The organism is Pseudarthrobacter sp. PvP090 (assembly GCF_040547365.1).
Taxonomy (GTDB): Bacteria; Actinomycetota; Actinomycetes; order Actinomycetales; family Micrococcaceae; genus Arthrobacter.
Window position 1 is genome coordinate 275,942 of sequence record NZ_JBEPPO010000005.1, and the last position, 17,369, is coordinate 293,310.

Consider the following 17,369-nt stretch of genomic DNA (forward strand, 5'->3'; position numbering starts at 1 on the left):
GGGAAATTTTCCGCTGAACGGAGTGCGGCTCGCTTCTAAAAGAGTCTGTTGAAATTATCGCTCTGATTTCCTTCGACCTCTTGCAGCTTTGGCGCTCAAGGGGACGAAGCGTTCGGACGCGGGCAAGGACTCGTAGATTTGCGCTGCCGTTTCGGCTGCCCAGGCGTCGGGTGACCGGAGATAGGAGGCCGTGACTTCCGGGCTCACCCAGCCAAGATTCACTAGGTGAAACAGGACCTTATTCGTTATGGCTTTCGCATCAGGGACCCGGGCTTGTTCGACTGAGACGTCGTTTTGGGGATCTAGTAGTGGCAGGGGCTCCTCTCGGATACGAACGACTCTGTACCCGGCGCTGCGAAGCTTTGTTGTTTTTTGGGTGTCACGTTCATCGTGTTCTTTGCCCTTGTGGGAGTACGAGCCATCGAACTCGATGGCAATCCGTAAGGATTGAATGAGGATATCGATGCTGTGAGGCCTGTTGTGGCCTAGATCCACGCGTTTTTGCCTAAACGGATCCACGTCGTGAGGGAAGACTGCTGCGAATTCGCACGCCAGGGCGATGTCGATTCGGGACCTTATGACGGGTGCGCACCATTTGCAGCCGTCGCCATCCTGAGCGCGTGCACGAACTTTGGTTGCCCAGACATGGGTGGCGTCTTGAGGGCATACCCACCAGACGCGGTGGTTGCTTCCAATGCTCACCTTCGAAGGTGTCAGCGCTCCGTTCTTAGTGGGGTGCCACTGCATCGCTAGCGCGGGCCGGTTCAGGTCCAGTCGATTGCTGTCGGTGGGGCGCTTGCCGTTGCAGAAGGGGCATCCTGCCCCGTCGGCAGGTCTTGAGCTCACTGCGGCAATCCACCTATGCGTTTTGTCTTTCCGGCATATCCAGGCGGCTTTGAAGTCGCTGCCGCTGGCCACTTCCTCGGGACGTCTATTGTTTGCCGGATCCCACTCGGTGGCCAGAACGGGTCTTGTTCCTGCCAGGCTGTTGGATTCGTTGACCTGTTTTCCTGCGCAGTAGGGGCACCCCCGGCCGCGGAAACGGGCGGAAGGAGATGCAGCGTACTCATGCCGGTGGTCATCCGGGCATGTCCACCACACAACCTTGTTGGACTGTGGCAATACGTCTGTGGGCGCTAGACCGAGTTCAGCCTTGTTGCGCTGGTAGTGCCAGGTCGGGAGTAGGTCCGGCCTAGCCAAAGCGAGATTGTCGAGACGGTCCACTTTCATGCCTTTGCAGGCGGCGCAGCCGTGCCCTTTCGTTCGCACATATGGCGAAGTAAGCCAAGAATGTCCTTTCTCGCAGAGCCACCATATTTGTCGGTTGCTTCCTGGCCGAACGTGAGATGGCGGGAGTGGATTCTTGGCGTGATCCCATTGCGCAGCAATGTTTGGAAATAAGTGTGCGAGTGACCGGATTCCTTCATCACTCGTGGGTTGTTGCCGCCTTCTACGGGCGGTGGTGGGCGTTGCGATTGCTAAGCCGGGGGCGCACGTTCCAAGTTCCGCTGGGCCAGCGGACGAGTTGGTGCCAGGGGTTAATATCCATAGGGGTTGCTGGTGCACAGGCACGAGCTTAACCGTGGCGGCTCTTGTTTAGTAACCTCAGCACTCAAAGCGATGAGGCTGAACGAACGACGTCCTGGAAGATGCGACTTTGCCGGGGCCGCCCCACAAATTCAGTTACCGGCCGGTGCTTGCCTGGAAGGCGTAACCTTGACGCGAGGAACCCGCGAGGAACCCGCGCGGAATCCAAGTCAGGCCGTTCAGGACAGCGGCTGCCGCGCGCCGACGCTGACGGAACCGGCCGGCGCAACGTACTCCCGCCGCCGTCGTTCCATCCTTGCCTGCTGACCGGGCGAAGGAACCCGCGCGCCCTTGGTCCGGTTGCACCGGGCACAGGCCGCGACAAAGTTCTCCAAGCTGGTGGATCCGCCCTTGGACCACGGGTAGAAATGGTCACCGTGCTCAGCCGGCAGCGGGCACCGCCGCCGGAGTCCGGCCTCCATCTCGCACTGGCCGCCCGCGCGTGCCATACCCTCCCGGCGCTGCTGGCGGCTAAAACGCCGGACCGGGTCCCGGCGTTTCATGTCTCGGGCGCGAATGACCGCCGCCACAATGGCCAGAACCACGAGAAAAAGCCCTGGGACGGCGACCGCAGCCAGAACGCCGTCGAACATGCCGCGAAGAACTCCAGCGGCGGTGGCTGCGCTGCGGCTGCCCGCCGGGTTCGCCTTCGGCATGAGCACCAGGACAATGGAGGCGCCCAACCACAAAACCACAGCCGAATAAGCCGCACGCAGAGCGTGGCGGCTCCAGTAGATGCGTTTCAGTTCCACCATTCAGTCGTCCCCATCGATATTCAGTTCGGTCGAAACCCAGCTGCGCTGCAGCTAGGGAGAGCGTACCGTCGTGCCCGCAATTCTTAGATGTTTTGGCAGGTTTGCGAATGCCAACACCCGGGTTGCGAAGATGAAAGAAGCGGTCCTTGTGGAGGTGCTGATCGTTCGTGCTGTCGAGTGGTTCAACCAGCCGGGCATCACCGTCGATGCCAGCGTTTGGGTCAGTTGGTTCGAGAAGCCGCTGACTGAATGGCCTGGGCGAGGTCGCGGGGACGGCTCCACATAGGCCAATGCCCCGTCGGGAGGTCAAGGACGTCGAGGTGCTCGATGTTCGCGACTTCGGCAAACATGGCATGGCCTGCGCGGGCCAGCTCCAACACCTGCGCGCTCGGGATCGAGCAGCACACCAGGGTGGTCCGGACCTTGCGGCGGGCATCGTTCGTGAGCTCGACGGGCTGACGAAGCACGGGTCCGGGCTCAGGGACGGCCCGGGCCTGAAAACGCTCGAGGATTTTTGCGCTCAGGCCTTCGAGGCTCGCCTGCTCTGCGAGGACGTCGAGGGACGGCAACGGAAGCTCCTCCAACCCCTCCGGGAGGTCTGGGGCGAAGACGCTTCCCGTCGCCATAGGGCCGGAGTCGACCCACACGACCCGATGAACAAGCTCGGGGTGACGGTCAAGGACGAGGCTGACGGGGGCGTTCGCCCCACTGTGAGCGACGAGAGTTGCGGGCTGATCTTTGGAGGCCCCGAGTTGAGTGATGACGCCCAGGATTGCTGCGGCTTGATCGTCGAGAGTCTTCGCCGCACGCTCGGGATCGTCCCCGTCGAGCCCGGGCAGTGTCATCGCGATTGCACGAGAGTGGTCGGTTGTCAGGTGTTCAAGGACTTCATCCCAGGCCCAAGCGCCCAGCCAATGGCCGGCGATGAGAATGATGGTCGGACTGCTTGCAGTATTTGTCATATCAAGACCATTGCAGGCACCACGGACAAGGGTATGTCACTATTTATGTCATGAATTTGTCGGTGCCTGAACTGTGAAGCGAGCCGAACGGCTCCATGCCCTGTCCGTGATGTTGCGCCGCAGCGGCGCGCGGGGGGTCTCCGCCGAACGGTTGGCGAGAGAGTTCGAGGTATCCGTGCGCACAATTAAGAGAGACCTCGATGCGTTAGAGAACAGCGGTGCGCCTATATGGTCTCGCCCAGGTCCGGGCGGTGGCTACGGATTGGCCGTAGGCGCGTCCCTGCCGCCTGTCAGCCTGTCAGCCTGTCCCCGGCGCAGGCCGTGGCGCTCATGGCGGCCGTGTCCGCTGCACCCGATGCTCCCTACGCCGATCTGGCAGGAGCAGGTATCCAGAAGATCCTGGACGTCCTCGATCCCAGAACCCGGGCAAGAGCCGACGAGCTGGCCGGCCGCGTCTGGGTCAACGCGATTCCCTCCTCTTCGCGCACAATCAGGTCGGCACTGGAGGAGGCGATGGCCGAGCAGCGAGTGATCCGAATTCGCTACACGTCGAGAGACGAGACCACGACCACCCGCGACATTGAGCCAGTGCTGTTCGCCTCCACGAACGGCCAGTGGTACCTAATTGGGTGGTGCCGATTGCGCAACGCAATGCGATGGTTCACCATGTCGCGCATCGAGCGAGCCAGCGTAACCAAGACGGCTTGCAGCGGCCACACCATCCACGAGGTCGGAGAACCCCCAGCGAACGCCAGACCGGTGCACGGTCGGGGCGAATGAGTCACTCAATCAACCTCTTTGGTGAGTGCACGTAGTCCAACACCGTCGAAGTGCCAACTTCGTCCTTTACCAGCTGTTCCCCGCGTTGGAAGTGAACGTTTGTGCAAAATGTTCCCGGCTGTCCCTGGACCTGCCCCCAGCCAGAATAGCTACTCACCAGTAACTATGGGGTGAATGAGGGTGTTTCGCCCGCGGAACACGAGTTCAGCTGCGCGGCCGAATTTCTCGCACATCCGTGCAGTCCACGCCGCATGGGCTTTTGATCTGCCTAGCATTCTAGGACCGCGGCGACGATTCGACCGGCACAACGAACCGGCAGCCGCGGCTGGTCCCACCCGCTGACACGCGAACAAAGAGGTTTCTATGTCACTGCTCACCAGAACCCTGTCCATCGCCGCCGCCGCCGTCCTCGCAGGCTCCCTTGCCGTGGCTCCCGCCCAGGCAGGCACCCTCGACGTTTCCCCGCCCGGAGCCAACGACTGGTCCTGCAAGCCCTCCGCCGAGCACCCCTATCCCGTCATCCTGGTGCCTGGCACCTTCGAGAGCATGGCGAAGAACTGGTCCACCCTCTCGCCCTACCTTAAGAGCAAGGGGTACTGCGTGTTCGCCCTCAACTACGGTGAGACGAACGGCGTGTACGCCACCGCACCGGTGACCGAATCGGCGAAGGAACTTGCCCCGTTCGTCGACGCGGTCCGTGCTGCCACCGGCGCCAAAAAGGTGGATCTGGTGGGCCACAGCCAGGGCGGCATGATGCCCCGCTACTACATGGGCTTCCTGGGCGGAGCCAAGAACGTCCATCACCTGGTGGGCATCGCACCCTCCAACCACGGCACCGAAGGCGTGATCGTCCCGCCGCCGGGATTCGTCCCGCCTCCGGACTACACCGGCCTGGGCTGTGCTTCCTGCGCCGACCAGCAGGCGGGATCGGCATTCATGCAACAGCTCAACTCCATCGGCGACACCGTTGCGGGACCGTCCTACACGGTCCTTTCCACGGTCTACGACGAAGTGGTCATCCCCTACAACAGCCAGTTCCTCAACGGCCCGGCACGTCAGGTCACCAACATCACCATCCAGGACAAGTGCCCGGCCGACGTCTTCGAACACGATCAGACGCCGAACGACCCCGTGGTGCACCAGTTCGTGGCCCACGCCTTGGGACAGGCCTCCGGCTCCGCCGATCCGGCGTACCAGCCCAGCTGCGTTTAGCCGGCGTCAGCGCGGTTCAGAACACAGTCCGGTCAGCGTGCTGCGATCTGTCCTGCCACGAATTCGGCGTCGTCGCCCACCACCGACAGTGTGGCCGACAGGTGTTTGGTGAGCCAGGGGAGGCCCACGGCGTAGAGGCCCGGGACTTCGGTGACGCCGCGGCTGTGTCGCGGGTAGTTCCACTGGTCGAGCACAGGCACGTCGAGGAAACCGAAGTCGAGGCCGTAGCCGGTGGACCAGATGACCGATGTGACGCCCTCGGCAGCCAGATTGAGCCGCGCCCCCGATTCTGCAGGCAGCCAGCCGTCCACCGCCACAGGATCAGGGGACGGAGCGTCGATGCCTGCGGCGTGAATGTAGGCGTCGGCCAGCCGACCCAGCCGCGCACCGAACCCCGCCTCCGCGAGGGCGAGGCGTGCGGGGAGGTCGTCGCTGAAGACGAGTACGCCGTCGTCCGTTCCCTCAAACCGGCCGTGCAGCCGGACGCCCCGGCGGCCGATGTCCCGCAGATGGATGCCGTGGCCGCCGCCGTTGCCGGAGATCAGCGGGTTGCACATAAAGCGCGCCGCGGGGGTGGGGAGCTGTTCCGCCTGGAGGCCGTTGATGCCGTACTCGGGGCCGTGGAGGTTGACCTGCAGAATCCAGTGGAACACGTCCTGTCCGCGGTACCGCCGCGGGGCCTCGGGGCAGGCCGAGACGGAGAGGTGGACTTCCCGGCCGGCGTCGAGCAGGTCCTCGGTGATCTGCCCGCCGGACTGCCCGGTGCCCACCACCAGCACGGCGCCGTCGGGGAGCTGCTGCGGGTTGCGGTAGTCGTGGCTGTGCAGCTGGCGGATGTGCCCTGGCAGCGCGGCGCCAGCCGGCGGGATGCGCGGGAGCTGGAAGGCGCCGTTCGCGAGGACCACGTTCCGTGCCTGCCAGCGGCCCTGATTGGTTTCGACGGCGAAGCCGCCGTTTGCCGCGCTGACCCGGGTCACCTCCGTGCCGGGCTGGACCGGCGCATTGATCCGCGCGGCGTAGTTCCGGAAGAGTTTGATCACCTCGTCCCGGTGGAGGAATGCGTCCGGCTCGGGGCCGTCGTAGGTCAGCTCCGGAAGGAGGAACGAGAAGTTCGGGGTGTTCAGGTAAAACGAATCCCAGCGGTCCTGCCAGGCGCCGCCCAGTTCCGGCCGCCGCTCCAGCAATTGATGGTCGACGCCGTGCCGGCTCAACCAGTAGCTGGTGGCGAGGCCGGCCTGCCCCGCGCCGATCACCAGGGTGTTGACCTCGTGGACTGGTTCTGCGCCGGGGGAGGGCATGGCTACTTCTTGGGAGCCTTCGGGGCCTTCGGCGGCAGCCCGGCCACGTGTTCGAATGCTCTCTCCACCCAGGCCCTGGCCCGGGCCTTATCGCCGTCGCCCTCGGCATTCCAGACCTCCGGCAGCCCTGTGTAGCCGCCCATGGGGCGCTCGGCCGGCCCGAACGGAACGGTCCGCTCCGTGCTTTCGAGTAGTTCCCTGTCCGCTTCGGAGAGCTTCACCCCGATGGTGGGGCCGAACAGGCCGGCGAACATGTTGCCGTTCACGAACGCCCCGAGGTTCCCGAACATCGGCTTGATGACCACCTCAGGATTGTCCGGCAGCACCGAGCGGAAGCGGTCCTTGCCGGCGTCGGACGCTTTCGGCATTTCCATGGGGTACCTCGGAATTGCTGGTCAGGGTCGGTTCTTCCTGCAGGATATGCCCGCCGCCGGACACAGTACAGGTGCGCTTGTTCTTGCGCCTAGGCGTCGATCACCAGATCGGTCCGCGCGGTGGAGCAGCAGGGCAGGAACTTGCCCGCATCGATTTCCCGTGCCCGGATCCCGCCCTGATGGTTCATCTCGACCTCCCCGGAAAGCTTGACGACCTTGCAGGAGCCGCACATGCCTTCCTTGCAGTTCGCGCCGATCCTGACGCCTGCACGCTGGGCCACCCCGAGGATGTGCTCGGCGGGGTCTATGCGCACATTGATGCCGGTGCGCATGAAGGACAGGGTGAGAGGTCCCGTTCCGACCGTGTCGAAGCTCGAGGCATCGGGGGACCCGGCCTCCGGCCCCGCGTCCGGAGTGCCGTCGGGGGCTTCGGTACAGGGCGCATCCGGGTCGACGGTTTCCAGCGGCAGCCCGGTGGCCTTCAGGGTTCCTTCGGCGTCGTAGCCGGGCTCGTAGAGCCCGAACGCGGTGGGCTGGCTTTCGTAATAGTCCTCGGCGGAATCGGCGATTTCCTCGGCGATTTCCTCCGCAATGTCCACTGCCAGCGCGAGCTCCGCCTGGTATTCAAGGATTGTCTGGCGGTCTCCCGAGAAGAATTCCATGTGGATGGAGGTGTCATCGACGCCGATCTTCTCGAGGAGCTCGGTGGCGGTGTTCAGGTAACCCTCGGGGCCGCAGGCATAGACCTGGCGGCCGTTGGCATCGGGGGCCACCTCGTCGAGCATGGCCGCCGTCAGCCTTCCGGTGAGCCCTTCCCACCCCTCGGGCTTGCTGCGGTCGCCCAGGGAGTAGAAGACCTTGACGCGCGAGTCCACGGAGGCGATGTAGGCCAACTCCTGGTGGAAGGCAAAGCCTCCGGCTTCCGCTCCGTGGTACAGCACCACGACATCGGCCTGTCCGGGCAGGGAGTGGATAGTCCGCAACATCGACATGATGGGGGTGATGCCTGCGCCGGCGGCCAGCAGGAGGTACCGTGCCCGCCGGTCTGCGTCGGGCAGGTGGAATGCCCCGACCGGTCCGAGCATCTCGAGGACGGTGCCGGGTTTGACGTTCTCGTGCACCCACGGTGAGACCAGTCCTGTGGGGTCGCATTTGACTGTGATGTCGAAGGTCCACGGCTTGGTGGGGGAGCTTGACAGCGAGTAGCTGCGGTCCACCGCGTCCTGGTCCTCGCCGTTCACGGGAAAGGCGATGTTCACGTACTGGCCCGGGCGGAACGCCAGGGGCGCACCGTCGGAGCGGCGGAACACGAAGGTCATCATGCCGCCCACCTCGGGAACGGTCTCGACACATTCGGCCATGAACTCCTGCGGATGCCAGGGACCCAACGCGCGGGCGGCACGGGCGGGTCCCTCGGTGCTGCCCATCACCCTGTTCCACGGCATCTCAAGACCGCGAATTCGCTGTGGTTCCTGGATTGCCGTCTCAGTGAGGAGTTCAATCATGCCAGGTGCTCCTGCACGCGCTGCACGTACCAGTTGATGAACGCCTCGACCTGGTATTCGCTCTTCATGTACGGGCCGGGCTCATAGGCGGGGCTGCCGGCGCCCTTCTGGCACAGCTCCACGAACGCCTTGTCCTGCAGATTGGTCTGCTTCCAAGTGTGGGTAAGTTTCTCCAGGTCGTAATCGACGCCTTCCTCGGCGTCGTCAGCCACCAGCCAAGTGGTGCGTACCAGTGTCTGGTGTTCGTTCACGGGGAAGACGGCGAACGTGATGACGTGGTCCCCGAGGAAATGGAACCAGCTGTTGGGCTGCAGGTGCATCGAGCAGCGGCCAAGGCGGAAGTCCCGCAAGTCGCCGAGCAGCTTCTTGGAGAGCCTGTGCCCGTCGGGCGAGAACGATTCGCCGTCACCGTCGAGTGAGTCTCGTGAGATGCGGATTCCCGCCACGCGGGTGTCGAGCTCCTCGATGACCTCATAGGGAAGGCCATAGCGGCGGCAACGGTCCTCGAGCGAGGACTGTGCCTCCTTGTTGCGGTCCCACACCTCCTCGAGATGGGGCGGGATCAGGCCCTCCGTCAGCCCCCAGGTGGGAAAGAGGGAACAGGCGAGTTCCGGGTGGCCGTCGCAGTGGTAGCACTCACGGTTGTTCTCCATGACGAGCTTCCAGTTGCCCTCCTCGATGATGTTCTGCTGGTAGGCGATTTTCGTCTTCGACAGATCGTGGGGCGCGAGGTAAGGCTCGAAGATCTTTCCGGTTTCGTCGAAATCCGTCGGCGGTTCGTCCGCAATGCAGACGAAGATGAGTCCGGCGAACACGCGGCTGTGGGCGCGCTTGAGACCAAAGCAGCCCTTGTCGAACTTCGTTTCCCCCGGTGCCGAGGCATGGATCAAATCGCCGTTGGGGGAGTAGGTCCAGGAGTGGTAGCCGCAGACCAGGTTCCCCGTTGTCCCGGCGGCTTCGGTCAGGACCCGGGCGCCGCGGTGGCGGCACACATTGTGCAGGACGTTCACGCCGCCGTCGTCGTTGCGTAGAACGATCAGGGAGTAGGGCCCGTAGTCGACGGTGACGTAGTCGCCCGGTTCCGGCAGCTCGGCGATGCTGGCGGCGAAGATCCAGTGCTGGCCAAAAATGGCCTGCATGTCGATGCTGAAAATCGTCGGATCGGTGTAGAAGGGGGCATCGAGGGAATATCCCACCCGCCGGAAATCGAACAACTCGGTGATTTCCGCCAGCTGCTCGGCAGGCAATGACGAAGCGAGTTTTCCGCGTGAATTGATGGGCACGTTCACTGGAGCAGACATGTGTTTCCTCCCGGGAGGGGTGGGTAAGTGTGCGATTCGTGGGGACCACGGGTTGATGGATGCAACCGGCGTTGTCGAAAACCTTGTACTCATGAGATTAGGGACGATCGATCTGCAACAAAAGCGCAACATTTAGGAGAGAACAGTACACAATGAATGCATGATCGATCCACGGCTTATAACACTTCGGGTCTTTGCCCGGTGCGGCACCGTTGGCGCAACCGCGGAGCTCATGGGGTATTCTCCCTCCGCCGTCTCCGCGCAATTGCGGGAGCTCCAGCGCGTGCTTGGAATGCAGCTGCTGACGAAGGACGGCCGGGGTGTGCGGCTGACCGCCACGGGCCGCTTTCTCGTGGCGGGCTCGGACGCGCTCATTGCGGAATGGGAGAGCCTGCGCGCCGCGGCCATGGAGGCCGGCGAGCAGGTGCAGTCCCGTCTTGGCCTCGGCGGATTCTCCACGGCAGCCGCCCAGTTGCTCGCACCGTTGGCCGCTACCCTGCGCTCAACACGCCCCCTGCTGGAGGTGCAGGTACTCGAGGCCAACCCGGCCCGCTGCTTCGACTTGTTGGTTGCCGAGCGAATCGACCTCGCGGTCATCGTCGCCATGCAGTCCGACACCTATGCTGAGGACGATCCGCGCTTCGAGCAGACCGTTCTGCTCGACGATCCCCTGGACGTGATCATTCCCTCCGACCATCCGTTGGCATCGCGGGAAACGGTGACGCTCGAAGAGCTGGCGTCGGAACCCTGGATCACCGAGGCCGCCGGTTCCACCTACCATTCCCTTTTCACCGCGGCGTTCACGGCAGTCGGGGTGACACCGCGGATTGCCCATGAGGCCGTTGAATGGGAAACCCAGATCGCATTCGTTGGTGCGGGGCTGGGCGTGGGCCTGCTGCCGCGACTGGCGCCCCTGCATAGTGCCGAAAACGTGGTTCGACTGCGCATAACTGGCAAGGGGAGGCCCACGCGCCGCATTGTCGCAGCGGTGCGCAGGGGCAGCATCGCATCGCCCCTGATCCAGGAGTCGCTTGGCATCCTGCAGGTCAGCGCCAATCGGATCCTCACCGCCCGCCCCGAAGACGATCTCTGAAATCAGATGGCCGAGCCGCGTGTAAATGCTGGCTTCGCGGACGTGGTCCGTTGGGCGTCCCTGCCGGACCAGTTCCGTCATTACGGCTCCAAGGGCCGGACTATCGTGCGATCCTACAGTCCGGGCCCCGGCGTGGAGTGTTATTTGCTATGCGTGTGCCTAGGCGGCACGGGCCGGAACCGGCCGCGTACCGCCTAGGCGGGGCTGCTACTCACGGTGCGCAGCTATTTCCTGTCCGGATCCAGACGCTGGGGTCCGACGGTGGGGATTCTCCCCGTGGAAGTCCCTCCCAGACAATCCGAGTCGGGGCACTTTTCGGCGCAGTCGTGCTTTGTTACGAGGTCGAACTGCACGCCGCCGTGTTGTTCCACGCCGGTGCGTATGGCCCGCTCCACTACGGATGTAGCCAGGCGGCGCCGCAAGGAGAGGGGATCGCGACGCAGGTCCTTGGTGAGGGCAAAGCAGAGCAACATCATGACAATGACGAACGGTAGCGCTGCCACGATGGTGATCCGTTGCAGGCCAGCCAGGGCTTCCGATGGTTGATCACCGCCGGCCAGCAGCATGACCGCCGCCACGGCGCCGGTGAGGCAGCCCCAGAAGATGACCACTCCGCGGCGGGGGTGCTCGGCTCCATTGGAGCTGAGCGATCCCATCACGATTGAGGCAGCGTCGGCGCCAGTGATAAAGAAGATGGCGACCAGAGCCATGGCCAGCAAGATAACGGCAGTGATTGCCCAGTCGGGCATGCCCAGGTTCTTGATCAGGTCGAAGAGTGCTCCGTCGAAGTTGACGGACGGTGTCCCGTCGACCATGGTGACCAGGCCGGGGGTGTTGGCCTTGTCGGCTTCCTGCTGGACGTGGAAGGCTGCGCCTCCGAAGACGGAAAACCAAATCACGCTGACGACGCTGGGCACCAGCAGCACACCGGTGACGAACTGGCGGATGGTGCGGCCGCGGCTGATGCGGGCGATGAAGAGGCCTACGAAGGGGGTCCATGAGATCCACCAGGCCCAGTAGAAGATAGTCCAGCTGCTCATCCAGCTACGCAGTGACTCATCGCCGACCGCTTCAGTCCGCGACGACATCTCGGCCAGGTCTCGGGCATAGTCGCCGATCGCGGAGGGGAACAAATTAAGGATGAAAAGGGTGGGGCCGGCGATGAAGACGATCAATGCAAGGGCGACGGCCAGGACCATGTTGATGTTGGAGAGCCACTGGATGCCGCGGCTGATCCCAGAGACGGCCGAAGCGACGAAGCATAAGGTCAGGACGGCAACGATCGCTACAAGCACGGGGGTGCCGATTTCGCCGAACCAACCGTTGGAGGTCATGCCGCTGCCAATCTGCAAGGCTCCCAGGCCCAACGATGCAGCGGTACCAAACAAGGTGGCGAAAATGGCCAGGATATTGATGAACTTCCCGATTGGCCCTTCGACCGTCCTGACCCCGAAGAGCGACGTGAAGGCGACAGAGATCAGTTGCCTGCGACCCAAGCGGTAGGTCCCGTAGGCCATTGCGATGCCGACAACTGCATACATGGCCCAGGGGTGCAGAGTCCAGTGGAAGATCGAGGTGGCCATGGCAGTCTGGATGGCTTCGGGGGTCCGTCCGTTCACAGTGCCGGGCGGGGGAGAGACGTAGTGGTAGAGCGGTTCGGCCACGCCGTAGAACATCAGCCCGATGCCCATGCCGGCGGCGAACATCATCGCGACCCAGGAGACAGTACGGAATTCGGGCTTTTCGCCATCCTTGCCCAGGGGGATGTTGCCGAACTTGCCCAGGGCCAGCCACAGGACGAAGATCACGAAGAGCGATGCCATGAGCATGAAAAGCCATCCGGTGTACTCCATGACCCAGTTAAGGGCACCCGTGGAAGTGTCGGACAGACTGTCGCGTCCCACGAAGCCCCAGATAACAAAGGCAATGGCGATGACGCCTGTGATCCCGAATGTGATCTTGTCGAGACTGAGCTTATGGTTCCGGCGATCCGCAACTGCTTGCTCGGTCTTGGCATGACGCAGCTCTTCGAGGATTTGCTCGTACTCGACGTCCGGCAAGGGGGGTGCGCCTCCTTCCTCCGGATCGAGGACAGCGGTGTTTCTGTCTACGTCGCCGGAGACAGTGATGACTACTTCACTCTTCTCCCCACTTCCAGGTTCTTCGTTACGCCGAGCCTCTGCCACCCTGTTGTCTGCAGGCAGCTCCTCGGGCGTATGGGATTTCAGGTGACTGTCAAAAGCCATGAGCGGGTCCTTTGCTCGGTGAGGCATGGGCCTGAGGTTAAACATGGCCCTCGGAAGTCAGACCGGCCGGAGGTCGGGGGCCTCGTCCGGTTTGATGATCATGATGTTGCCGTCGACGATTTGCACTTCGTGGGTGCGTACCGGCAGTTTGCCGTAGCGCCTCCCCGGATCGGATTACTGAGTGGGGCTTGTGCGTGGGGCGCCTCTTTGGTCAGGTGATTAAGTTCGCGCCAAGGGGTAAGGGCGGGATTGTTCCGCATTACCCAACGAAAATCGCAATTAGCACTGATAAGTTTGATATGTTTTGATTACCAGTAAAGATATATCAGTTACATCGTATGGCAGGACTGGGAGTGTGTCCAGAGATTTTTAGCGGCCGTGTATCAGGCTGAGAGCCTCAGCCCGGGCCGCCGGCAGGCGCAGTTCCCCGCGGACGGCTGAAGTGATGGTCTTGGCCCCGGGCTTGCGGACACCGCGCATCGACATGCAGAGGTGCTCGCACTCAACTACCACAATGGCCCCCAGGGGCCGCAGCGAACTGACCAGCGCATCAACGACCTGGGTTGTCAGCCGTTCCTGGACCTGGGGCCTGCGTGCAAAGACATCGACGAGCCGGGCCAGCTTGCTCAGCCCCGTGACGAGACCCTCAGCCGATGGGATGTAGCCAACGTGGGCTACGCCGTGGAACGGCACCAGGTGGTGCTCGCAGGTGGAGTAGAAGGGGATGTCCTTGACGATGACCATTTCTCCGTGCCCAAGGTCAAAGGTCTTATCCAGCACGGCCAGGGGGTCCTCATGAAGCCCGCCAAATATCTCCGCAGCCGCCCGGGCCACCCGCGCGGGCGTGTCCACGAGCCCTGGCCTGTCCGGGTCCTCTCCGATCGCAAGCAGATATTCACGGACGGCCTGCTCAACCCGCGGCCCGTCCACGCCCTTGGACGCTGTTGCCGTCGTCATGTCGGCGCTCACGCTTCGGCCCGTTCCAGCCGCACGATGACGGACTTGGAAGTCGGTGTACCGCTGGTGTCAGCTACCGAATCGAGCGGCACGAGGACGTTGGTCTCCGGGTAGTACGCTGCCGCACAGCCTTTCGGCGTCGAGTACGAAACAATCCGGAAGTTGTCCGCCCGCCGCTCTGTCCCGCGAAACTCGGAAATCAGATGAACCATGTCACCGTCCCTAAAGCCCAGCTCAGCGATGTCAGCCTCGTTGACAAGAACCACCCGACGCCCGCCATGGATACCGCGGTATCGGTCATCCTTGCCATAGATGGTGGTGTTGTACTGGTCATGTGAGCGCAGGGTCTGAAGGACCAGCCGCCCCTCGGGTACTTTGATGAATTCCAGCTCATTGCCGGTGAAGTGGGCCTTGCCCGACGCGGTGTCGAACTGTCTCGCGTCCCGCGGAGGGTGGGGGAGGACAAAGCCGCCAGGGTGCTGGATCCGCTCCTCGAAATTTTCGAAGCCGTCGATGACCGCCTCGATGTGCATCCGGACCAGGGAGTAGTCGTCTTTCAGCGAGAGCCAGGCAGCTTTAGGCGTGTTGGGCAGTGGGAGGTTGTCACTGTCGGTGAAGAGCTTATGGGCGAGGTTGCACACTATGGCCACCTCTGAGTGGAGGTGCTCGCTGGCCGGCTTGATGCGTCCGCGGGACGCATGGACGGCGCTCATCGAGTCTTCCACCGTCACCCTCTGGTCCCCGGTGCGCTGCGCGTCCTTTTCGGTCCGACCCAGCGTCGGGAGGATCAGCGCGCGCCGGCCCGTGGACACGTGGGAATGGTTCAGCTTCGTGGAGATCTGTACCGTCAGGTCTGTGTTGGCCAAAGCGCGCTCCGTGACCTCGGAATCAGGAGCCGCCCGGACGAAGTTTCCACCCATTCCAATGAAGACGCGGACTTTGCCGTCCCGCATGGCACGAATCGCTGCCACGGTGTCGTAGCCGTGCTTGCGAGGGGAAAGGAACTTGAACTCCCGGTCCAGCCTGTCGTGGAACGCCTCTGGCATCTTTTCGAAGATGCCCATGGTGCGGTCCCCCTGGACGTTTGAGTGGCCGCGGACGGGGCATACTCCAGCTCCGGGTTTACCGATGTTGCCTTGGAGAAGCAGCACGTTAACGACGTCCCGGAGCGTGGGAACTGAGTGTTTGTGCTGGGTCAGGCCCATGGCCCAGCAGACGATGGTGGCATTGGAGGCCAGCAGGCGTTCGCCCGTGGACTTGATCTGTTCCAGGCTCAGGCCCGTGGCGTCGACGATGTCATCCCACTCGACTTTTTCGAGCTGCCGCAGGTATTCGTTGATGCCCACGGTGTGGTTATTGATGAATTCGTGGTCGAGGACCGTGGATAGCCCCGGTGTCTTCCTCCCCTGCGCCTCCGCCTCGAGGAGGTATTTGCCAAGCCCTTGGAAAAGGGCCTGATCCCCGCCCGCCCGGATCTGCAGGAAGTCGTCGGTCAGTTGCGTGCCCACGAGCGTTCCGGAGATGGTCTGCGGGTTCTCGAACCGGAGGAGCCCGGCCTCGGGAAGTGGGTTGACGGAGACGATGACGGCGCCGTTTTTCTTCGCTTTTTCCAGGGCGCTGAGCATGCGCGGGTGGTTTGTACCTGGATTCTGCCCGGCAACGAAGATCAGCGAGGCTGTCTCCAGGTCGGCGAGGCTGACCGAGCCCTTGCCGATGCCGATGGTTTCAACGAGTGCTGAACCCGTGGACTCGTGGCACATGTTGGAGCAATCGGGGAGATTATTCGTGCCCAGTCCGCGCACGAGGAGCTGGTAGAGGAAAGCGGCTTCATTCGAGGTCCGCCCGGAAGTGTAAAAAACTGCCTGGTCGGGATGGCCCATTTCCTTCATCTCCTGAGCGATCAGCTCATAGGCTGCGTCCCATTCGATGGGCGTGTAGTGCGTGGCTCCCTCGGCCAAAAACATCGGGTGCGTCAGCCGGCCCTGCTGGCCCAGCCAGTAGTCGTCCCGCGTTTTCAGGTCCTCGATGGAGTGTCTGGCGAAGAACTCGGGGGTGACACGGCGGCGGGTGCCCTCCTCGGCCACCGCCTTCGCGCCGTTTTCGCAGAACTCTGCGGCGTTGCGCTTTTCGTGTTCGGGCCATGCGCAGCCCATGCAGTCGAACCCGTCGACCTGGTTGACTGCCAGCAGCGTTTGGACACTGCGCAGCGGACCCATCTGCTCGAGGGAGATCTTCAGCGAGTTCACCACCGCGGGGATTCCGACGGCCTTGGTCTTGGGTTTGGTGACGGTCAGCTTTGACTCGTCGATGTTATGAAACGGGGCTTTTGAAGCCATGTGATCTTCCCTTCAGATCCGGGCAGGAAACAGCGGGCCGGGTTTGCTTGGTGGCTTTGTGGTGGCCTCATGCAGCCTCGGCAGGCTGTCCAGGAGACCGGGCAAGCGGCCTAGGTCGTTGAAGGTGTAGACGTGGAAACCGGCAAAGAGGGGATCACCCACCAGCTCTTGGTGAACTTCGCGAATCAGCCGGCCGCTGTCATAGTTCATCAAGTCCCCTCGCTGCCAGAGGGCGCCTGCCATGCCTGAACTGCGGGCCAGCTTGAGCGAACGGCCAACACCGAGGCGTGCTCCCATAGACACCAGCTTCTTGACTGAGACCGGACCGGGCACCCCAACCCACACAGGGAGCTCGACGCCGTTCTTGCGGATCGTCCGAAGGTAGTTGCTGATCGCCGCGGCAGAAAAGCACATCTGGGTGACCAGGGATGACGCCATCGGCGCCTTGATCTCGAGGCTGCTCACGAGTACGTCCTGGCCCAGGTGGGGGTGGCCTTCCGGGTAGCCCGCAATCCCTACTGAAAAATCAGCCGAATACGCTTTGACAGCCTCCAGGAGCTGTCCGCTCCAGCGGTAGGGACCCGCGGGGGTGCGGCGGTCACCGGCCACGAGGAACAGCTCGGAGACTCCCGCGCCCTGCAACTCCAGCAGCAGGGAATGCAATTGGGCCTCGCTGGCGATGCTGCGGGCGGCCAAATGGGGAACCGCGTGGTACCCCCGGCGCGCCAGACGCATGGATGTTTCTACGGTGCGTTCAGGACCGTGGTGCGGAAGGCACGTCACACTTACGGAGCCCGGAGGATCAAATACCGGGGGGAGCGCCGTAAGAAGATCGGCTGAAGGAACAACTTCCAGCCGCACCCTTGCAACAGCTTCATTGCCCATTGCTCTCCATCCGTGGCGTAGGGGTTGCAAAACCCCGCGCAATCCGGGGCTAATCATTTGGAAGGCAGTGTCGCCCTT

General features: G+C 63.0%; 13 protein-coding genes and 1 pseudogene. 3 read left to right on the forward strand and 11 right to left on the reverse strand.

Going from position 1 to position 17,369, the window contains the following annotated elements:
• Positions 1 to 54: 54 nt before the first annotated feature.
• From ABIC21_RS07990 to ABIC21_RS08000, 3 genes are all read right to left on the reverse strand, one after another.
• Positions 55 to 1,572 carry a zinc-ribbon domain-containing protein gene (locus ABIC21_RS07990; RefSeq protein WP_354349865.1) on the reverse strand — a complete coding sequence of 506 codons (1,518 nt, stop codon included), beginning with the start codon at positions 1,570 to 1,572 and terminating at the stop codon, positions 55 to 57.
• Positions 1,573 to 1,766: 194 nt separating this feature from the next.
• Positions 1,767 to 2,342, reverse strand: coding sequence for an HNH endonuclease (locus tag ABIC21_RS07995; protein ID WP_354349866.1), 576 nt, complete (start codon positions 2,340 to 2,342; stop codon positions 1,767 to 1,769).
• Positions 2,343 to 2,563: 221 nt separating this feature from the next.
• On the reverse strand, positions 2,564 to 3,304 hold the full coding sequence (locus ABIC21_RS08000) for an alpha/beta fold hydrolase (RefSeq protein WP_354349867.1): 741 nt from the start codon (positions 3,302 to 3,304) through the stop codon (positions 2,564 to 2,566).
• 109 nt (positions 3,305 to 3,413) lie between these two features.
• Here ABIC21_RS08000 and ABIC21_RS08005 point away from each other — a divergent pair.
• Positions 3,414 to 4,084: pseudogene (locus tag ABIC21_RS08005) on the forward strand (helix-turn-helix transcriptional regulator).
• A gap of 363 nt (positions 4,085 to 4,447) precedes the next feature.
• Entirely contained in the window at positions 4,448 to 5,296 is an 849-nt protein-coding gene (locus ABIC21_RS08010; protein WP_354349868.1) for an esterase/lipase family protein, read from the forward strand.
• Between the two features lie 32 nt (positions 5,297 to 5,328).
• On the opposite strand, the gene ABIC21_RS08015 is transcribed toward ABIC21_RS08010, so the two are convergent.
• The 4 genes from ABIC21_RS08015 to ABIC21_RS08030 all read right to left on the reverse strand — a co-directional run bounded on the left by ABIC21_RS08015 (position 5,329) and on the right by ABIC21_RS08030 (position 9,774).
• The gene (locus tag ABIC21_RS08015) at positions 5,329 to 6,594 is read right to left on the reverse strand and encodes a flavin-containing monooxygenase (protein ID WP_354349869.1); all 1,266 of its coding nucleotides are present in this window, start codon (positions 6,592 to 6,594) and stop codon (positions 5,329 to 5,331) included.
• Positions 6,595 to 6,596: 2 nt separating this feature from the next.
• Complete coding sequence (locus ABIC21_RS08020) at positions 6,597 to 6,968, reverse strand: TfoX/Sxy family protein (protein WP_354349870.1); 372 nt, start codon at positions 6,966 to 6,968, stop codon at positions 6,597 to 6,599.
• A gap of 89 nt (positions 6,969 to 7,057) precedes the next feature.
• On the reverse strand, positions 7,058 to 8,473 hold the full coding sequence (locus tag ABIC21_RS08025) for a ferredoxin reductase (RefSeq protein WP_354349871.1): 1,416 nt from the start codon (positions 8,471 to 8,473) through the stop codon (positions 7,058 to 7,060).
• Positions 8,470 to 9,774, reverse strand: a complete 1,305-nt coding sequence (locus ABIC21_RS08030) for an aromatic ring-hydroxylating oxygenase subunit alpha (protein WP_354349872.1) — start codon at positions 9,772 to 9,774, stop codon at positions 8,470 to 8,472. The genes ABIC21_RS08025 and ABIC21_RS08030 overlap by 4 nt, the downstream gene beginning before the upstream one ends.
• 160 nt (positions 9,775 to 9,934) lie before the next feature.
• On the opposite strand from ABIC21_RS08030, the gene ABIC21_RS08035 reads away from it, so the two are divergent.
• The gene (locus tag ABIC21_RS08035) at positions 9,935 to 10,867 is read left to right on the forward strand and encodes a LysR family transcriptional regulator (protein WP_354349873.1); all 933 of its coding nucleotides are present in this window, start codon (positions 9,935 to 9,937) and stop codon (positions 10,865 to 10,867) included.
• A 224-nt stretch (positions 10,868 to 11,091) separates the two neighbouring features.
• Here the strand turns inward: ABIC21_RS08035 and ABIC21_RS08040 are convergent, their stop codons facing one another.
• From ABIC21_RS08040 to ABIC21_RS08055, 4 genes are all read right to left on the reverse strand, one after another.
• Positions 11,092 to 13,113 carry a BCCT family transporter gene (locus ABIC21_RS08040; protein ID WP_354349874.1) on the reverse strand — a complete coding sequence of 674 codons (2,022 nt, stop codon included), beginning with the start codon at positions 13,111 to 13,113 and terminating at the stop codon, positions 11,092 to 11,094.
• 369 nt (positions 13,114 to 13,482) lie between these two features.
• Entirely contained in the window at positions 13,483 to 14,070 is a 588-nt protein-coding gene (folE, locus tag ABIC21_RS08045) for a GTP cyclohydrolase I FolE (protein WP_354349875.1), read from the reverse strand.
• Positions 14,071 to 14,078: 8 nt separating this feature from the next.
• On the reverse strand, positions 14,079 to 16,406 hold the full coding sequence (locus ABIC21_RS08050; RefSeq protein ID WP_354349876.1) for an FdhF/YdeP family oxidoreductase: 2,328 nt from the start codon (positions 16,404 to 16,406) through the stop codon (positions 14,079 to 14,081).
• Positions 16,407 to 16,418: 12 nt separating this feature from the next.
• Positions 16,419 to 17,291, reverse strand: coding sequence for a methylenetetrahydrofolate reductase (locus tag ABIC21_RS08055; RefSeq protein WP_354349877.1), 873 nt, complete (start codon positions 17,289 to 17,291; stop codon positions 16,419 to 16,421).
• Positions 17,292 to 17,369: the final 78 nt, after the last annotated feature.

What these genes read in the sequence shown, in the direction of transcription:
- ABIC21_RS08030 (WP_354349872.1), bottom strand. Translation starts at nt 9,774, where the DNA reads ATGTCTGCTCCAGTGAACGTGCCCATCAATTCACGCGGAAAACTCGCT.
- ABIC21_RS08015 (WP_354349869.1), bottom strand. Translation starts at nt 6,594, where the DNA reads ATGCCCTCCCCCGGCGCAGAACCAGTCCACGAGGTCAACACCCTGGTG.
- ABIC21_RS07995 (WP_354349866.1), bottom strand. Translation starts at nt 2,342, where the DNA reads ATGGTGGAACTGAAACGCATCTACTGGAGCCGCCACGCTCTGCGTGCG.
- ABIC21_RS08040 (WP_354349874.1), bottom strand. Translation starts at nt 13,113, where the DNA reads ATGGCTTTTGACAGTCACCTGAAATCCCATACGCCCGAGGAGCTGCCT.
- ABIC21_RS08010 (WP_354349868.1), top strand. Translation starts at nt 4,448, where the DNA reads ATGTCACTGCTCACCAGAACCCTGTCCATCGCCGCCGCCGCCGTCCTC.
- ABIC21_RS08050 (WP_354349876.1), bottom strand. Translation starts at nt 16,406, where the DNA reads ATGGCTTCAAAAGCCCCGTTTCATAACATCGACGAGTCAAAGCTGACC.
- ABIC21_RS08025 (WP_354349871.1), bottom strand. Translation starts at nt 8,473, where the DNA reads ATGATTGAACTCCTCACTGAGACGGCAATCCAGGAACCACAGCGAATT.
- folE (WP_354349875.1), bottom strand. Translation starts at nt 14,070, where the DNA reads ATGACGACGGCAACAGCGTCCAAGGGCGTGGACGGGCCGCGGGTTGAG.
- ABIC21_RS08055 (WP_354349877.1), bottom strand. Translation starts at nt 17,291, where the DNA reads ATGGGCAATGAAGCTGTTGCAAGGGTGCGGCTGGAAGTTGTTCCTTCA.
- ABIC21_RS08020 (WP_354349870.1), bottom strand. Translation starts at nt 6,968, where the DNA reads ATGGAAATGCCGAAAGCGTCCGACGCCGGCAAGGACCGCTTCCGCTCG.
- ABIC21_RS08000 (WP_354349867.1), bottom strand. Translation starts at nt 3,304, where the DNA reads ATGACAAATACTGCAAGCAGTCCGACCATCATTCTCATCGCCGGCCAT.
- ABIC21_RS08035 (WP_354349873.1), top strand. Translation starts at nt 9,935, where the DNA reads ATGATCGATCCACGGCTTATAACACTTCGGGTCTTTGCCCGGTGCGGC.